Origin of the sequence: Streptomyces sp. NPDC098101, assembly GCF_044760185.1 — a bacterium.
Lineage (GTDB): Bacteria > Actinomycetota > Actinomycetes > Streptomycetales > Streptomycetaceae > Streptomyces.
On the sequence record NZ_JBIWAS010000001.1, the window covers coordinates 714,403 to 733,307 of the forward strand.

Sequence of the window (18,905 nt, forward strand, 5' to 3'; positions counted from 1 at the left end):
TCCGCGTGGGTCTCGCCGGCCGCGGCGCGCAAGGAGCTCGGGTAGGGGAGTGAGTCACCGGTGCCGTCGGATCCCGAACAGCCGTCGCCCGCCACGCCGTTCGTTCCCGCGGTCCCGGACGGGTCCCACGGCGGGCTGCTCGAACGGGACCCGGAGCTCGCCGCGGCCGCCCATGCCGTCGACGAACTCGTCGCCGGAGCGGCGGCGGGCGGCCCGGTGCGCGGCGGCATCCTCGTCTACCGGGGAGAGGCGGGCATCGGCAAGACCACCCTCCTCCGCGAGATCCGCCGCACCGCCGGCGACCGGTGCACCGTCCTGACGGCCCGGGGCGGCGAGACCCTCACCTCGGTCCCGTTCCACGTCACCCGCCAGCTGCTCCAGCCCGCGCTCGACCGCTTCGACGAGGAGGACGTCCGCCTCCTCTTCGGCGACCACTTCGACCTGCTCGCCCCCGCGCTCGGGCTCGCCCCGCCGCCTCCGCCGTCGGCCGCGCCGGCCGACCCGCAGGGCGTACGGGACGGTCTGGCCAAGCTCCTGGGACGGCTCGCGGACCGGCTGCGGGACCGGCCGCCGGTCCTGCTCGTGGACGACGCGCACTGGGCCGACGCCGAATCCCTGGCGTGGCTCGACGCCTTCACCCGGATCCGGCGGGACCGCAGGCTGCCCGCCCTCGTCGTCCTCGCCCACCGTCCCCTGGCGGAGGGGCCGCACCGCACCGGTGTGCCGGCCGTCCTCGCGGCGCTCGCCGACCGCGCCGTCGTGACCCTCGGCCTGCACGCCCTCACGCTCGGCGCCACCGCCGCGCTCGCCCGGGAGACGCTGGGCGACCACGCGGACGAACCGTTCTGCCGCGAACTGTGGAAGGTGACCTCCGGCAACCCGTACGAGACGGTCGAACTCCTCGCCAAGGCCCGCGACCGGATGCTCGAACCCGTCGCGGGCTCCGCCTCCCTCCTGCGCGGCCTCGGCGCCGAAGCGCGCGGCGGCGGACTCGTCGCCCGCCTCGAAGAACTCGGCGCCGGCCCCACCCGCCTGGCCTGGACGATCGCCGTCCTCGGCGCGGACAGCACCCCGCGCCTCCTGGCGTCGCTCACCGGCACGAGCGAGCCGGAGGTCGCCGAACACACCGAACTCCTCCGCCAGGCGCGGATCGTGACCACGAAGGCGGACCGGGAGGCACGGACCGGACCCGCCGCGAAACCCGAACGGGACTCCGCGACGACCGGACCCGGCACCGGAGGCGACCCGGCCGCGACGACCCCGGAGGGCTCCGCCCACCTGGAGTTCGCCCACCCCCTCATCGCGTCCGCCATCTACGGCTCGATGTCACCGGCCGCGCGGACCGCCATGCACGGACAGGCCGCCTGGGCGCTCACCGCGGCGGGCCACGGACCGGCCGCCGTCTCCCGGCACCTCCTCGAAGTGCACCCGGAAGAGGACCAGGAGGTCGTCCGCCAGCTGCGGGCCGCCGCCGTCGAACACCTCGCCGTGGGTGCTCCCGACGCGGCCCGGCGCTGTCTGGAGCGGGCCCTGGCCGAACCGCCGGGCCCCGACGCGTACGCCACGGTCCTCTACGAACTCGGCTGCGCCTCCCTGCTGACCGCGCCCGCCGCCACCGTCCGTCACCTGAGCTCCGCGCTCGACCTGCCGGGCCTGGGCGACGACCTCCGCATCGACGCGACCTACCGGCTCGCCCAGGCACTCGCCCACAACAACCAGCTCCGGGAGGCCGCGCGGGTCCTCGCCGCCGAGGCCGTCCGCACCCCGCCCGGCACGGACCGGCGCCGCCTCCAGGCGGCGAACTTCATGTACGAGGGGTTCCAGGCCGTCGAGGAGGACGGCCCCGGCCGCTCCCGCCGGCTGGCCGACCTCACCGCGAACTTCACCGGCGCGGACAACTCCGAGCGGGCCCTCCTCACGGTGCGCGGATTCGACGCCATGATGCGCGGCGAACCCGCCGACGAGGTCGTCCGCCTCTGCGACCTCGCCCTCGTCGACGGCATACCGGCCAGGGGACTCGGCTGGACCGACGCCACCTGGGGTTTCGAGATCCCGGCCCTCACCGGCATCGCGTACGCGTTCTCCGACCGTCCCGACCGGGCCGGGATCCTCTTCACGGAGGCGGTCCGCGCCTTCGAGATCTCGGGCTGGAGCGGCGCCCACCTCGCCTTCGCCCACACCCTCCTGGGCCTGGTCCACCGGCGCCGCGGCAACCTGCCGAAGGCGCAGCACTACCTGGAGGAGGGCCTGCGCCTGGCCGACCGCGTCGGCAACGGCCTCCCCGTGCACTGGGACACCGCCTGCCTCCTCGTCGACACGCTCGTCGCCCGGGGACGCACGGCGGAGGCGCGGAGCGTGGCCGACCGCTACTCCTTCGGACCGCCGTGGCCCGGCGCGATCGTCCTGCCCGACGGTCCCAGCGTCCTCGGCCGGCTCCTGCTCGCGGAGGGCCGCGTCGAGGAGGCGGTGGCCACCCTGGAGGCCGCGGCCGAGGCGCTGGTCGGCCGGGGCCGCCACCACGTCGTGTGGGCTCCCTGGCCCCTGGACCTCGCGCGGGCGCTCGCTCCCACGGACCCGGACCGGGCGGCCGGGATCGCCGCAGGCGCCCGTGCCCACGCCGAGCGCATCGGCACCCCCACCGCCCTCGGCGAAGCCCTCCGCTGCGCGGCCCTCCTGGCCGACCCGCCCGAGTCCCGCCGCCTCCTCACCGAGGCCGTCGCCCACCTGGCCGCGTCGCCCTCCCGCTACGAGGAGGCCCGCGCCCGCCTCGACCTGGCCCGCGTCACCGGCTCCCGGGCCGCCCTCGCGGAGGCGACCGCCCTGGCCACCGCCTGCGGCGCGTCCCTCCTCACCACCGACGCGGTGACAGCCCGTGCGTCGTCCCACCCTCCGGAGTGAGGTAATGTCTTCCCTGCACGCCGACGCGGGAACAACCCGCCGAAGACGCGCATCGGGACGTGGCGCAGCTTGGTAGCGCACTTGACTGGGGGTCAAGGGGTCGCAGGTTCAAATCCTGTCGTCCCGACTCGTGAGAGTCGTCACCCGAGGGCCGCTCCGGAGAAATCCGGAGCGGCCCTCGGGCGTTTCCGGGCGGCTACTCGGCGTGGTCGAGGAAGGCGAACAGCTCCTCGTCGGTCGCGTCGTCGAGGTCGGCGTGGCGGTCGGGCCGGGGGGCGGCCTCCCGGGTCATGGCGTCGAGGAGGCTCCTGAGGCGCGCGGTCAGGACGGTGCGGGTCGGATCGGCGCCGTCGAGGGCGTCGACGAGGGCCTTCGTCCGGTCGAGGGTCGCGAGGACGGCGTCCAGGGAGGGCGCGCCGGAGTCGTCCCCGGGCGGGGTGACGAGCCCGGCGACGTGCCGGGCGAGCACCTCGGGGGTGGGGTGGTCGAAGACGAGGGTCGTGGGCAGGCGGAGGCCCGTGGCGGCGTTGAGCTTGTTGCGGAGCTCGACCGTCGTGAGCGAGTCGAAACCGATCTCCTGGAAGCTCCTCCCGGGGTGGACCGGAGTGCCCGGGGCGTGGCCGAGGATGTCGTTGACCTGGACGTGGATCACGTCGAGGAGGGCCTGTTCGCGACCGGGGGCGTCGAGCCCGGCGAGCCGCCGGGGCAGGTCGTCGGCCGCCTTCGCAGCGGCCGCCGCCCGCCGGGGCGGAGCGGCCGGGGCGAGGTCCCGGAGGAGCGGGTGGACGCGGTCGGGGTCCCGGCCCAGCAGCGCGGTGTTCACACCGGTGGCGGCGTGCAGCGGGTGCGCGCCGGCGGTGGCCCGGTCGAACAGGGCCATGGCGTGCTCGGTGGCGAGGGGGGCCAGGCCGAGGCGGGAGAGCCGGCGCAGGTCGTTCTCGGCGAGCGCCCCGCTGAGGTCGCTCGACTCCTCCCACAGGCCCCAGGCCAGGGAGGTCCCCGGCAGGCCGTGGGCCCTGCGGTGGGCGGCGAGCGCGTCCAGGAAGGTATTGCCCGCCGCGTAGTTGGCCTGGCCCGCGTTCCCGATCAGACCGGCGACCGACGAGTACAGGACGAAGGCGTCGAGATCGGCGGTGCGGGTCAGCTCGTGGAGGTTCCAGGCTGCTCCGATCTTGGGGTGCACGACGGCGTCGAGCCGTTCGGGAGTGAGGTCGGCGACGACGGTGTCGTCCAGGACGCCCGCGGTGTGCACGACGGCGCTCAGCGGGGTGGTGAGACCGGCGAGGACGCGGGCCAGCTCCCGGCGGTCGGCCGCGTCGCAGGCCGCGAAGCCGACGGTGGCGCCGAGCCCCTCCAGTTCGGCGCGGAGTGCGGCGGCCCCCGGCGCCCGCTCGCCTCGGCGGCTGAGCAGGAGCAGGGTGTGCGCGCCGTGCCGGGTGACGAGGTGCCGGGCCAGGACCCGGCCGAGCGCGCCGGTGGCCCCCGTGATCAGTACGGTCCCCCGGTCCCACCGCCCGGCCGTCGCCGGAGAGGCGGCGTCGGGCGCGGGCGCCGGGGTCAGACGGGGCCGGAGGATCCGCCCGTCGCGCAGCGCCGCCTCCGGCTCCCCGCTGTGGACGGCGCGGGCGATCCGCGCCGTGTGGTCGGGGGCGTCGGGGCCGAGGTCGGTGTCGATCAGCACGATCCGGCCGGGGTTCTCCGTCTGCGCCGTGCGCAGCAGCCCCCGGACCCCGGCGTGGACGAGGTCGGGCACCCCGTCGGCGTCCGAGGCCGCGACGGCGCCGCGGGTGACGACGACGAGCCGGGACGAGGCCAGCCGCTCGTCGGCCAGGAACTCCTGGACGCGCTCCAGGGCACGGCACAGCTCGACCCGCGCCAGGGCGGCGATGCCCTCGCCGTGCGCCGGAGCGTCGTCGCACATCAGCGACCACACGACCGTACGCGCCCCGGCACGCGCCGCCCCGTCGAGGTCGGCGCAGACCGGCAGGACGGGTGCGGACGCGTCGCCGGGACCGGCGGGCCAGGCCCCCCAGGCCACCCACTCCGACAGGTCGGCCGCCGTCTCCGGAGCCCGGACCTCCGGCCAGGACACCCGGAACAGCCCGTCCCGGCCGGCGTCGGCGCCGCGCAGGGCCGCGCGCGACAGCGGCCGCAGGGTCAGGGTCCCCACGGACAGGACCGGCGCGCCGGTGGAGTCGGCGACGGTCAGCGACACCACGCGCGGGTCCGCCCCGTCGCGGGCGATGCGGACGCGCAGCCGCCCGGCGCCCACGGTGTGCAGCCGCACGTCCGACCAGGAGAACGGGAGCACCGCGGTGTTCTCGTCACCGGCCACCCCGGGCAGCAGCGGGTGCAGCGCCGCGTCGAGCAGCGCCGGGTGCAGCAGGAACCGGCCGGCGTCGTCGGCCGCCGGATCGGGCAGCACCACCTCCGCGAACACCTCTCCCTCCCCGCGCCAGAGTCGGCGCAGCCCCTGGAACACCGGACCGTACGCGTAGTCCCCTTCGGCCAGCCGGTCGTAGAGGCCGTCGAGACCGACCTCGACGGCCCGCGCGGGAGGCCAGGACGCCGCCGGGGCGTCGCCGCCCGGCGCCGAGTCCGTCTCCGGGGCCAGGGTGCCCTGGGCGTTGAGCTGCCAGTCGCCCCCGCCCGTACGGGAGTGGATCTCCAGGGAGCGCCGGCCGTCGGCGTCGGGACGCCCGGCGGCGACCTGGAGCTGGACGGCCTCGGCCGGGGGAAGGACCAGCGGGGCCGTCAGGGTCAGCTCCTCCACCCGGGCCGCACCGGTCTGTTCGCCCGCCCGGGCGGCCAGTTCGAGGAGCGCGGTCGCGGGCAGCACCACGGTTCCGGCGACGGCGTGGTCCGCGAGCCACGGGTGCGTGGACAGGGCGAGACGCCCCGTCAGGACGGTCTCGTCCCGGCCCGCCACGGCGAGCGCGGCGTTCAGGAGGGGGTGTTCGACGGTGTTCAGGCCCAGACCGTCGGCGTTCGCGGCGGCCGGCGGCGTGCTGAGCCAGTAGTTCCGGTGCTGGAAGGCGTACGTGGGCAGCGGCACGGGCCGCGCCGAGGGCAGGAGCGCCTTCCACTCCGGCCGGGCGCCGGCCAGGTGCAGTTCGGCGAGCGCGCCGTGCAGGGTCTCGGACTCGTCCCGGCCCCTGCGCAGCGCCGGTGTCACCAGGGCCGTGCGGTCGCCGAGGGCATCGAGGGCATCGAGGGTGTCGCGGGTCAGGGCGGTCAGGGTGCCGTCCGGCCCGAGTTCGACGAACCGGGTGACGCCCTGCGCGGCGAGGTACCGCACGCCGTCGTGGAACCGGACGGCTTGGCGGACGTGCCGGACCCAGTAGTCGGGCGAGGCGAGTTCCCCGTCGGTGGCCAGGGTGCCGGTCACGTTGGAGACGACGGGGATGCGCGGCGGGCGGAACGTCAGCCCGGCGGCGACCTCGCGGAACTCCTCCAGGACGTCGTCCATGTGGGCGCTGTGGAAGGCGTGGCTGACGGTCAGCCGCTTGGTCCGTACGCCCCTGGCCCTCCAGAGGGCCAGCTGCTCCTCGACCGCCGCCGCGTCGCCGGAGACGACGACGGCCCGCGGCCCGTTGACGGCGGCTACCTCGACGGTGCCGCTGCCGGGCGGGTGGGCGAGCAGCAGGGCCCGCACCTCGTCCTCGGCGGCCTCGACCGCCGCCATCGCGCCGCCCTCCGGCGCGGACTGCATCAGCCGTCCGCGCTCGGCGACCAGGACGGCCGCGTCGGGCAGGTCCAGCACGCCGGCGACGTGCGCGGCCGCCACCTCCCCGATCGAGTGGCCCAGGAGGTGGTCGGGGCGCAGCCCGTGGTGCTCGAACCAGCGGAAGAGGGCCACCTCCACGGCGAACAGGGCCGCCTGGGTGAAGGCGGTCTGGTCGATGAGCGCGGCGTCGGCCGTGTTCTCCCGGGCGAACAGCACGTCCTTGACCGGGCGGACGAGTTCGCCGTCGAGAGGGCGGGCCACCTCGTCGAGCGCCGCGGCGAACACCGGCGAGGACGCGTACAACTGCCGTCCCATGCCCAGGCGCTGGCTGCCCTGGCCGGAGAACAGGAACGCGGTCCCGCCCTCACCGGCCGCCCGGCCGCGCACGAGACGCGCGGAGGAGCCGCCCCGGGCGAGGGCGTCGAGCCCTTCGAGGAGCTCCGCGCGCCCGGCACCGACGACTGCGGCACCGTGCTCCAGCGCCGCGCGCTCGGTGACGAGCGAGAACGCGACGTCGGCGGGCGCCAGTTCGGGACGCTCACCGAGGTGGGCGTGCAGACGGCGGGCCTGGTCCCGCAGGGCGTCCTCGCTCCGGGCCGTCACGATCCAGGGCACGACGGGGGCGCGGCCCGCGGCGCCGGGTGCGGAACCGTCCGTACGGCCCTCGCCACCCGAGCCGTCCGCACGGTCCCCGCCCTCCGTACCGTCCCCGCCCTCCGTACCGTCCGCGTCCGCCGTCCTGGGCGCGGCGGGCGCCTCCTCCAGGATGACGTGGGCGTTGGTGCCGCTGATCCCGAACGACGAGACGCCGGCCCGGCGCGGCCGGTCCCTCTCGGGCCACGGGCGGGCCTCGGTGAGCAGTTCCACCGCGCCCGACTCCCAGTCGACGTGCGACGAGGGCTCGTCGACGTGCAGCGTCCGGGGGAGGACCCCGTGCCGCATCGCCTCGACCATCTTGATGATCCCGCCGACGCCGGCCGCCGCCTGCGCGTGCCCGATGTTGGACTTCAGCGACCCGAGCCACAGGGGCCGGTCCTCGCCCGCGCGTTCCTGCCCGTAGGTGTGGAGCAGCGCCTGCGCCTCGATGGGGTCGCCCAGGGTGGTGCCCGTGCCGTGCGCCTCGACCGCGTCCACGTCGGCCGGGGCGAGCCGCGCGTTGGCCAGTGCCTGCCGGATCACCCGCTCCTGCGACGGGCCGTTGGGCGCGGTCAGGCCGTTGCTCGCCCCGTCCTGGTTGACGGCGCTGCCCCGCACCACGGCCAGCACCCGGTGACCGTGGCGGCGCGCGTCGGACAGTCGCTCCACCAGCAGCACGCCGACCCCCTCCGACCAGCCGGTGCCGTCGGCCGACGCGGCGAACGCCTTGCAGCGGCCGTCGGCCGACAGGCCCCGCTGGCGCGAGAACTCCACGAACGTCGTCGGCTGCGCCATCACCGTCACGCCGCCGGCCAGCGCGAGGTCGCACTCGCCGGAACGCAGCGCGTTCGCGGCCAGGTGCAGCGCGACCAGCGACGACGAGCAGGCGGTGTCGACCGTGACGGCGGGACCCTCCAGGCCGTAGGTGTACGCGACCCGGCCGGACAGCACGCTGGACAGGTTGCCCGCCAGCAGGAAGCCCTCGAACTCGCCCGGCGCGGCGTTCGCGCGGACCGGGTAGTCGTCGTACATCGCCCCCGTGAACACGCCCGTGGAGCTCCCGCGCACGCTGCCCGGATCGATCCCGGCGCTCTCGAAGGCCTCCCACGTCGTTTCGAGGAGCAGCCGCTGCTGCGGGTCGGTCGCGGTGGCCTCGCGCGGCGACATCCCGAAGAAGTCGGCGTCGAAGAGGCCGGCGTCGTGCAGGAACCCGCCGTGCCGGGTGTAGCTCGTCCCGGGCCGCTCCGGATCGGGATCGTACAACCCCTCCACGTCCCAGCCCCGGCCGGTCGGGAACCCGCTCACCGCGTCGACCCCCTCGGACACCACCCGCCACAGGTCCCCCGGCGAGGACACCCCGCCGGGATACCGGCACGCCATGCCGACGATCGCGATCGGCTCGTCCGCCCGGCCCGGGGGCCGCGCGGCCACGGCGGCCGGCGCCCCGTCGGCCGTGACCCGGCCGAGCAGGTACGCGGCGAGCGCGCGGGGCGCGGGATGGTCGAAGACGACCGTGGACGGCAACCGCAGCCCGGTCGCGGTGCCCAGCCGGTTGCGCAGCTCCACCGCGGCCATCGAGTCGAACCCGAGGTCGTTGAAGGCCCGGTCGGGGGCGACGGCCGCCGCCCCCGCGTGCCCCAGGACGGCGGCGACCTGGCCGCGCACCAGGTCGAGGGCGGCCTCCTTCCGCCCGTCCTCGCCCAGGGCCAGGATCCGGCGGCTCCAGGCCGACGCGCCGCCCGCCTCCTTCCCGGCACCCGCACGGGGACGCCCGGCCGCCGCACGAGCGCGCGGAGCGACCGGACCGCGCAGGACCGGCGGGGTCGCCTCCCCGGCCGCGAGGAGGGCGGGCCGCAGTACGAGGGGGGCGAACAGCGGGCCGCCGCGCGCCAGCGCCTCGTCGAACAGGGCCAGCCCCTGCCCGGGGGTGAGCGGCGGCAGCCCCGCCCGCTCCCAGCGGGCGGTCTCGGCGTCCGTGAGCGTCGCCCCCATGCCGTGCGCGGCGTCCCACAGGCCCCAGGCCAGCGACGTCGCCGGCAAACCCTGGGCGTGACGGTGCTGGGCGAGGGCGTCGAGCGAGGCGTTGGCCGCCGCGTAGTTGGCCTGCCCGGCGGTGCCGATGAGGCCCGAGACGGAGGAGAACAGGACGAACGCCCGCAGGTCGAGCCCGCGCGTCAGCTCGTGCAGGTGCCGTGCGGCGTCCGCCTTCGGCCGCAGGACGCCCTCCAGCCCCCCGGGGGTCAGGGACAGGACCGTCGCGTCGTCGAGGACGCCCGCCGTGTGCACGACGGCGGTCAGCGGACGGGCGGGGTCGATCCCGTCGAGGAGCCCCGCCACGGCGTCCCGGTCCGAGACGTCGGCGGCCACCACGCGGACGGTCGCCCCGGCCCCGGAGAGCTCGGCGACCAGCTCGGCCGCGCCCGGAGCCGTATCGCCCCGACGGCTCGTCAGGAGCAGCTCGCGCACGCCGTGCTCGGCCACCAGGTGACGGGCGAGCAGCGCGCCCAGGCCTCCCGTACCACCGGTGACGAGGACCGTCCCGCCGGGATCGAGCACGACGGGCGCACCGCCCGCGTCCCGGCCGGCCGGGGAGAGGCGGGGCACCCGCAGCGCGCCCGCGCGCACGGCGACCTGCGGTTCGTCGGCGGCCAGCGCCGCGGACAGCAGCCCGTCGGCCCCGGGACCGCCGTCCGTGTCCACGAGGACGATGCGGCCGGGGTGCTCGGACTGGGCCGACCGGACCAGACCCCACACCGGGGCGGACGCGAGGTCGGTGACGTCCTCGCCGGGCAGCGCGGCCACCGCGCCCGAGGTGACCACGGCCAGCCGCGCGTCGGCGAACCGCTCGTCGGCCAGGAACTCCTGTACGAGACGGAGGGCACGTGCGGTCGTGGCACCCGCGCCCGGTGCCTCCCCGGACACGGACACGGTCGCGGTGTCCGGTGAGTCTGGTGCGTTCCGTGCGTTCCGCGTGTCTCCGGGTGCGGTCGCCGGGAAGCGTACGAGGAGCAGCTCGCCCGGCTCCGTGCCGGCGAGGCCCTCGCCGGTGACCTCGACCCACGGGACGTCGTCCCGCCGTTCGGGCGCGGGCAGCACGGGCCAGCGCAGCTCGTACAGGGCGGCGCCCCCGGACCGGGCCGTGTCGGCCAGCTTGTCCTTGTCGACGGGGCGCAGGGTGACCGACTCCACGACGGCCACCGGCGCGCCGGTGCCGTCCGCGAGGGTCAGTCCGTAGGAGCCGGAGCCCGGCGCGCGCGGCCGGATCCGCACCCGGAGGTCGGCGGCTCCGGTGGCGTGCACGGTGACGCCCGCCAGGGAGAACGGGAGCCGGATGGAGCCGCTGCCGGCCCCGTCGCTCGCGTCGCTTCCGTCGTCTCCGTCGGCCGCGTCCAGGACCAGCGGGTGCAGGACGGCGTCGAGCAGCGCCGGATGGAGGGCGAACCCCGCCGCGTCCTCCGGGCCCGCGGGCAGCGACACCTCCGCGTACAGGTCCCCGCCCGCGCGCCACATCCCGGTCAGCCCCCGGAAGGCGGGCCCGTAGGAGTAGCCGAGCGAGGCCAGGCGTTCGTACGCGCCCTCGACGGGCACCGGCTCCGCACCGGCCGGCGGCCACGCGCCCGACAGCTCCTCGTCGGCCGCGTCGACCGCACCCGGCCCCTCCGGAGCCAGCACGCCCACGGCGTGGCGGGTCCACCGGCGCGGGTGCCCGCCGTCGTCGTCGGGGCACGCGTGGATCGTGAACGGCCGCACGCCCTCGCCCTCGGGCGCGCCCACGGCCACCTGGACGCGGACCGCCTCGCCCCGGGGAAGGGCGAGCGGCGCCTCCAGGGTGAGGTCCTCCACCTGCGGCAGCCCGAGGTGCCCACCGGCGGCGACGGCCAGCTCCAGGAACGCCGTCGCGGGCAGGAGGACGGAGCCGCCGACGGCGTGGTCCGCCAGCCACGGCTGCCCGCCGATCCCCAAGCGGCCCGCGAACACGGTGTCGTCCCGGTCGGCCAGGTCGACGGCGGTGGAGAGCAGCGGATGGTCGGCGGCGTCGAGACCGGGGCTGTGCGCACCGGAGACCGGCTGCGGCGCGAGCCAGAAGTGGTCACGGCCGAACGCGTACGTCGGCAGGTCCACCCACTCCCCCTCGGGGAAGAACGCCCCCGGCTCCAGAGCCGCCCCCACCGCGTGAGCGCGCGCCAACCCTTCAACCACCGTCTCCGCCTCGGGCCTGCCCGCCCGGAGGAGTGCGATGGCTTGGGTGTCGAGGGTGGTGTGGGTGAGGGGGGTGAGGACGGCGTTGGGGCCGATTTCGAGGTAGGTGGTGGTGCCCTGGTCGTTGAGGGTGGTGAGGGCGTGGGTGAAGCGGACGGTTCCCCGGAGCTGGTCGGCCCAGTAATCGGCCTTGGTCAGTTCGTGGTCGGTGAGTTGGCCGGTGAGGGTGGAGACGAGAGGAATTGTCGGCGGGTGATAGGTGACGCCGGCCGCTGCGGCCCTGAATTCTTCGGCCGCTTGGTTCATGTGGGGGGAGTGGAAGGCGTGGCTGACGGTGAGGCGGGTGGTTTTGCGTCCCTGTTGCGTGAAATGTGCGGCGATTTCTTCGACGGTGTGGGTGTCGCCGGATATGACGGTGGAGTGGGGTGAGTTGAGGGCGGCGATGCTGGCGTGCTCTTCGTGTCCGGTCAGGATGGGGAGGATTTCTTCTTCTGTGGCCTGGATGGCGATCATGGTTCCGCCGGATGTGGTGTTCTGCATGAGGCGGGCGCGGGTGGTGACGAGGTGGGCCGCGTCGTGGAGGTCGAAGACGCCTGCGATGTGGGCGGCGGTGATTTCTCCGATGGAGTGCCCGGCGACGAAGTCGGGACGGAGTCCGAAGGATTCGACCAGTCGGTAGAGCGCGACTTCCACGGCGAACAGAGCCGGCTGGGTGTAGGCGGTCTGGTGGATGAGTTCGGCCCGAGGGGAGTCGGGTTCTGTGAAGAGGACGGTGGCGAGGGGGTGTTCGAGATGCGGATCGAAGGCCTCGCAGACCTCGTCGAGCGCTGCGGCGAACACCGGTGACACGGAGCGGAGTTCGCGACCCATGCCGACCCGCTGGGCGCCCTGGCCGGTGAACAGGAACGCCGTGCGGCCCGCGTTCGCCGCGTTCCCCGTGATCGCCTTCGGGTGGTCGCGCCCCTCCGCGAGTGCCGCGAGCGCGTCGAGGCGCTCCTCGACGGACGGGCCCAGGACCGAGGCCCGTTCCTCGAAGGCCGTCCGCGTCGCCGCCAGGGACCGTCCCACGGCGACGAGGTCGGCCCCGGAGGCGAGGTGGTCCAGGAGCCGGGCGGCCTGCGCGCGCAGCGCCCGTCCGTCCCGGCCGGAGAGGACCCAGGGCGCGGGCAGCCCGCCCGCCTCGGGGACCGTTTCGTCCGTCGTGGCGGCGGGCCCGTCCGACGGCCGGGGCACGGGCGCCTCGGCCTCGGGGTCGTACTCCAGGACGACGTGGGCGTTGGTGCCGCTGATCCCGAACGAGGAGACGGCCGCCCGGCGCGGCCGGCCGGTGCCGGGCCACTCCTTCTCCCGGGCGAGGAGCTCGACCGCCCCCGTCGACCAGTCGACCATCGGCGTGGGCTCGTCCACGTGGAGCGTCCTCGGCAGGACGCCGTGCCGCATGGCCTCGATCATCTTGATGACCCCGCCCACACCGGCCGCCGCCTGCGCGTGCCCGATGTTGGACTTCAACGACCCCAGGTACACCGGGGACCGGTCCTCGCGCCCGGTGCCGTACGTCGCGATCAGCGCCTCGGCCTCGATGGGGTCGCCGAGCCGCGTGCCCGTACCGTGCGCCTCCACCGCGTCGACGTCGGACGCGGCGAGACCCGCGTCGGCCAGCGCCTGCCGGATGACGCTCTGCTGGGCGACCCCGCTGGGGGCCGTCAGGCCGTTGCTCGCGCCGTCCTGGTTGATCGCCGAACCACGAAGGACGGCGAGGACCCGGTGACCGTTGCGGCGGGCGTCCGACAGGCGCTCCAGGAGCAGCAGCCCGACGCCCTCGGACCAGCCCGTGCCGTCCGCACCGGCGGCGAAGGACTTGCAGCGGCCGTCGGCGGCGAGGCCGTGCTGACGGGAGAACTCCACGAACATCCCCGGCGAGGACATCACGGTCACGCCGCCGGCCAGCGCGAGGTTCGTCTCCCCGCTGCGCAGCGAGCGGATCGCCAGGTGCAGGGCGACCAGCGACGACGAGCAGGCCGTGTCGGCGGTCACGGCGGGCCCGAGCAGCCCTAACTGGTAGGCGATGCGCCCCGACAGGACGCTCGTGGTGGAACCGGTGAGCACGTTGCCCTGGACGGACGCGGGCGCGTCCTGCATCCGGGGCCCGTACTCCAGGGCGGTCGCGCCGACGAACACGCCGGTACGGGTGCCCCGGAGCGACTCGGGAAGGAGCCGCGCGCGCTCGACGGCCTCCCAGGCGGTCTGGAGGAGCAGCCGCTGCTGCGGGTCCATGGCGAGGGCCTCGCGCGGGGAGATCCCGAAGAACGCGGCGTCGAACTCGCCCGCGTCGTGCAGGAACCCGCCGTGCCGCACCGCGCTCTTCCCCTGGCGCTCGGAGTCGGGGTCGTACAGGTCCTCGGCCCAGCCCCGGTTCGTCGGGAACGCGGACACCGCGTCGCCGCCCTCGGACACCAGACGCCACAGGTCCTCGGGGGAGGCCACGCCGCCGGGGTAGCGGCAGGCCATCGAGACGACCGCGATGGGATCGTCGTCGGCCGCCGTCGCGACCGCCTCGGCGTCCGGCCCGCCCGCGCCGAACAGTTCGCCCTCCACGAACCTGGCGAGCGCCTCGGGCGTGGGACGGTCGAAGAGCAGCCCGGTGGGCAGCCGCAGCCCGGTGGCGTCCACGAGCGCGGCGCGCAGCTCGGTGGCCATCAGCGAACTGAAACCGAGCTTCTGGAACGCCGTGTGCCGGTCGACCCGCTCCCCGGGCCCGTACTCCAGGACGGCGGCGACGTGCTCGTCCACGAGGTCGGACACGGCCCGGCTACGGGCGGCCGGTGAGAGCGTGCCCAGACGTGCGAGCAGCGCACCGCGCGGGTCGTCGGTCCCGGCCCTTTCGTCGCGCGGCAACCCCGGGACCGGCGCCTTGGTCGCACGCGCCGCGTCCTCGATCCAGTACCGCTTGCGCTGGAAGGCGTAGGTGGGGAGGTCGGTGGTGTGGTGGGGGGTGAGGAGGGGTCGCCAGTCGAGTTCGGTGCGGGTGTGGGTGGTGGCGAGGGCGGTGAGGAAGGTGTCCGCCTCGGGCCTGTCCGCTCGGAGGAGTGCGATGGCTTGGGTGTCGAGGGTGGTGTGGGTGAGGGGGGTGAGGACGGCGTTGGGGCCGATTTCGAGGTAGGTGGTGGTGTCGTGGTCGTTGAGGGTGTTCAGGGCGTGGGTGAAGCGGACGGTTCCCCGGAGTTGGTCGGCCCAGTAGTCGGGTGTGGTCAGTTCATCGCTGGCGAGTTGGCCGGTGAAGGTGGAGACGAGAGGGATCGTCGGCGGGTGGTAGGTGACGGTGGCTGCTGCGGCCCTGAATTCTTCGGCCGCTTGGTTCATGTGGGGGGAGTGGAAGGCGTGGCTGACGGTGAGGCGGGTGGTTTTGCGTCCCCGCTGTTTCCAGATGTCAGCGATTTCTTCGACGGCACGGTTATCGCCGGATATGACGGTGGAGTGGGGCGAGTTGAGGGCGGCGATGCTGACGTGGTCTTCGTGTCCGGCCAGGGTGGGGAGGATTTCTTCTTCTGTGGCTTGGATGGCGATCATGGTTCCGCCGGGTGTGGCGTTCTGCATGAGGCGGGCCCGGGTGGTGACAAGGCGCGCGGCATCGGTGAGGTCGAAGACGCCTGCGATGTGGGCGGCGGCGATTTCCCCGATCGAGTGCCCGGCCACGAAGTCCGGTCGCAGCCCGAAGGATTCGACCAGCCGGTAGAGCGCGACCTCTACGGCGAACAGGGCCGGCTGGGTGTAGAGAGTCTGGTCGAGATGCATCCCGCTGCGAATGGTCTGTGCGATCGGCTGGTCGAGGTGAGGATCCAGCGCCGCGCAGGTCTCGTCGAAAGCATCGGCGAACACCGGGAACGCCTCGTACAGCTCCCTGCCCATACCGACCCGCTGAGCACCCTGACCGGTGAACAAGAACGCCGTCTTCCCCGGCGTCGCGGTGCCTGTCACGACCCCGGGTGCCGTCCTGCCCTCGGCGCAGGCCCGCAGGCCGTCGAGGAGGGCGGAGTGGTCGGAGCCGAGGACCACGCAACGGTGGCTGTGCACGGTCCGGGTCGTCGCGAGGGACCAGGCGATGTCCGCCGAGGGCACCGGCTCCCCGGCCGCGTCCCGGGTCGCGACGAAGGCGGCGAGCCGCGCGGCCTGGGCGCGCAGGGCCTCGGGCCCCGCCCCGGAGACGACCCACGGGAGCAGGGTGGGGGCCGCCCCGTGTGACACCGTCTCCTCGTCCTCCACGCCCTTTACGGCGGGGGGCTGGGCGACGACGACGTGGCAGTTGGTGCCGCCCATGCCGAAGGAGCTGACCCCGGCCACCAGCGGCCGCTCGGGGTCGGGCCACGCGGACGGTTCGCGCTGGACGGCCAGACCGAGCGCGTCCAGGTCGATGGCGGGGTTCGCGCTGCTGAAGTTCAGGCTGGGCGGCAGCAGGCGGTGGCGGATGCTCAGCAGCGTCTTGATGAGCCCCGCGATGCCGGCCGCGCCCTCCAGGTGGCCGATGTTGGTCTTGACCGAGCCGACGCGCAGGGCCCGTTCGGCACCGCGTCCCGCGCCGAGCGCGGCCCCCAGGGCGGCGGCTTCCACGGGGTCGCCGACCGGTGTCCCGGTGCCGTGCAGCTCGACGTACTGCACGTCCTCGGCGGCCACGCCCGCACGCGCATGGGCGGCGAGGATCACCTGCTCCTGTGCGGCGGGGCTCGGGACGGTCAGGCCGTCGGTGGTCCCGTCGTTGTTGACGGCGCTGCCGCGGATCACCCCGTGGATCCGGTCGCCGTCGGCGACGGCGCGGCGCAGCGGCTTCAGGACGAGCACGCCGCCGCCCTCGCCGGGCACGAAGCCGTCGGCGCGGGCGTCGAAGGCGTACGTGACCCCGTCCCGGGACAACGCGCCGAACCGCTGCTCGGTGACGGTGTTCTCCGCGAGCAGGTTCAGGTTCACGCCTGCGGCGAGCGCGGCCGTCGACTCGCCGTTCCGCAGGCTCTCGCAGGCCAGGTGGACGGCCACGAGCGAGGACGACTGGGCGGAGTCCACGGTGAGGCTGGGCCCGTGCAGACCGAACAGGTACGAGACCCGGTTGGCGATGACGCCCCGGTTCACGCCGGTCATGGTGTGCTGGGTGACGGCCTCGGCACCGTACTGGTACAGCAGGTTGGTGTAGTCGTCGCGCAGGGTGCCGACGAAGACGGAGGTCCGGCTGCCGCGCAGCGAGCCGGGCACGATCCCGGCGTCCTCCAGGGCCTCCCAGGCCAACTCCAGCACCAGCCGCTGCTGGGGGTCCATCGCCGCCGCCTCGCGCGGCGAGATGCCGAAGAAGGCCGCGTCGAAGTCCGCCACGGCCTCCAGGAACCCGCCGCGGGCCAGCGCGCTCGGGGCGCCCTCGGCCCACCGGTCGCCCGGCACGTCCCCGATGGCGCTGGCACCACCGGACAGGAGCTCCCAGAACGCGGCGGGCCCGTCGGCCCCGGGAAGCCGGCAGGACATGCCGACGACGGCGATCGGCTCGTCCCGCTCCGTGTCCGCGGCGGTCCGGGTCGCAGGCTTCTCAGTCATCATGACCTTCGGCTGACCTTTCAGGAAGACGGGGTTTCAGGGGTTCCACGGAGTTCCGGTACGGCCGGCCCCGCCGACGGGCGTCGGGCGGCAGGCGTCGGGCGGCAGGCGTCGGGCGTCGGACGGAGAGCGTCAGGCGGAGAACTTCAGGCGGTCCGCCCGCTGGTCCCGCAGGATCACGCACACGTCCGTCAGGGCGACCCGCAGGCGGTCGATCTCCTCGTCGGTCAGGAACACCGAGGGCTCGAAGCGCAGCGTGTGCACGGCACTGGCGGTGGGGAAGGTGCGGATGCGGTGGGCGTTGAGGAGGTGTCCGGCGACGACGTAGCCGAACATTCCGGAGCGGGCCGCCGCGCCGATCTCCTCGGACGCGGCCCCGGACTGGTCGTGGAACTCCATGCCCAGCATCAGGCCCCGGCCGCGGATCTCCTTCACGACGTCGGGGAAGGACGCCCGGAGCTTGTCCAGCATCCCTTCGAGCGCGGCCCCCCGCTCGACGGCCCGGCGGTAGAGGAGGCCGTCGTCCGCCTCCAGGAGTTCGAGCACCTTCAGCGCCACGTGGCAGGAGAAACTGTCCTTGGCGAACGTGGAGCTGTGCACGAGTTCGAAGTGCGGCTGGTAGCGGGCCTCGCGCACCAGCATCACGGCCGCCTTCGCGATCCCGCCGCCCAGGGACTTGGCGAGCGCGTAGTAGTCGCCGCGCAGCCCGAGGTGCGAGCTGGCGAGCAGCGCTCCCGTACGGCCCATGCCGCTCTGGATCTCGTCGACGACCAGGGGGCAGTCGGCCGCCTCGCCGAACTCCTGGATGTCACGGGCGAACGACTCCGACAGGGGCCGGATGCCGCCCTCGCCCTGGATCGGCTCCAGGAGGAAGGCGCAGAAGGCGGGGTGAGCCCGCTCGACGAGCCGGACCTCGCCGTCCTCGACGGCGGGCCGCAGCAGGACGCCGCGCTCCTCCGCGAGGATCGCGCGCAGCACCTCCGGGGCATCGTGGGGGACGAACCGGGTGCGCAGACCGAGGGCGGCGAACGGGGTGCGGTATCCGGCGTTGTGGGTCAGCTGGACGCTGCCCATCAGCTTGCCGTGGAACCCGTTCTCCAGGGCCAGCAGGACCGGCGCCTTGGCGCTCCGGTCGTCGTTCCGCCGCGTGACCTCGGCGATCACCGCCCCGATCGCGTCCCCGGCGGTGGTGGGCCGCGCGACCCCCAGCCGGGCGAACAGCTCCTCCGGTACGGTCGCGCGCCCCGCGTCCACGGCCGCCCGGACCTCCTCCAGGCCGGCGGTGACGTCCGCGAGGATCTCCCCGAGGCGGATCACCCGGTCCATTTCCGCGTGCTTGACGGCCGCTTCGATTGCCTCGGCGCCGCTGTTGGCGAAGGTGGCGTAGTACGGCTCGTCGGTACCGGTCTCCCGGTGCACGATCCGGTTCAGCGCGGCGGCCAGGTCGTTGGCGTAGGGGTGGGAGGAGAACTGGGCGTGCACGGGCGTCCGTTCATCGACGAGCTGCCGGACGAGCGCCGCGATCGCGGGGTGGTGGTGGCCGAGGATCAGCGAACCGTAGCCGCCCGCGTAGTCGACGACCGGTATCTCGCCGCCGTCCTCACCTCGGCGGTAGAGCGTGTTGCCCTCGCCCCGTACGTATTCGACGTCAAGCCCCGCCGTGGCCAGCAGCGCGCGGAGGTTGGGCTCGGCGAGTTCCGACATGGCAGCTCCTGAGGTGGTGTGGACGGTCGGTCCATCCTGTTCCGCGCGTGTCAGTTGCCGGTCACGACGAAGTCATCGGCCCGTGCGGGGGCGGGGGTGGGCGGTCGGTTACCCGACGGTGGGCGGTACGGGGACGGGTGCCCGCGGCCGTGTCCCGACCGGCCGGGCG

General features: G+C 74.9%; 3 protein-coding genes and 1 tRNA gene. 2 read left to right on the forward strand and 2 right to left on the reverse strand.

Going from position 1 to position 18,905, the window contains the following annotated elements; translation table 11 throughout:
* Positions 1 to 135 precede the first annotated feature (135 nt).
* Both ACIQVI_RS02995 and ACIQVI_RS03000 read left to right on the forward strand, forming a co-directional pair.
* Positions 136 to 2,898 (forward strand): AAA family ATPase, encoded by a 2,763-nt coding sequence (locus ACIQVI_RS02995; RefSeq protein ID WP_351971803.1) that lies wholly within the window; start codon positions 136 to 138, stop codon positions 2,896 to 2,898.
* 53 nt (positions 2,899 to 2,951) lie between these two features.
* A tRNA-Pro gene (locus ACIQVI_RS03000) sits at positions 2,952 to 3,025 on the forward strand.
* Between the two features lie 69 nt (positions 3,026 to 3,094).
* Here the strand turns inward: ACIQVI_RS03000 and ACIQVI_RS03005 are convergent.
* On the reverse strand, positions 3,095 to 17,032 hold the full coding sequence (locus tag ACIQVI_RS03005) for a type I polyketide synthase (protein WP_403590261.1): 13,938 nt from the start codon (positions 17,030 to 17,032) through the stop codon (positions 3,095 to 3,097).
* Positions 17,033 to 17,164: 132 nt separating this feature from the next.
* A complete protein-coding gene (locus ACIQVI_RS03010) occupies positions 17,165 to 18,736 on the reverse strand; it encodes an aspartate aminotransferase family protein (protein WP_403590264.1) in 1,572 nt (523 codons plus the stop codon).
* Positions 18,737 to 18,905: the final 169 nt, after the last annotated feature.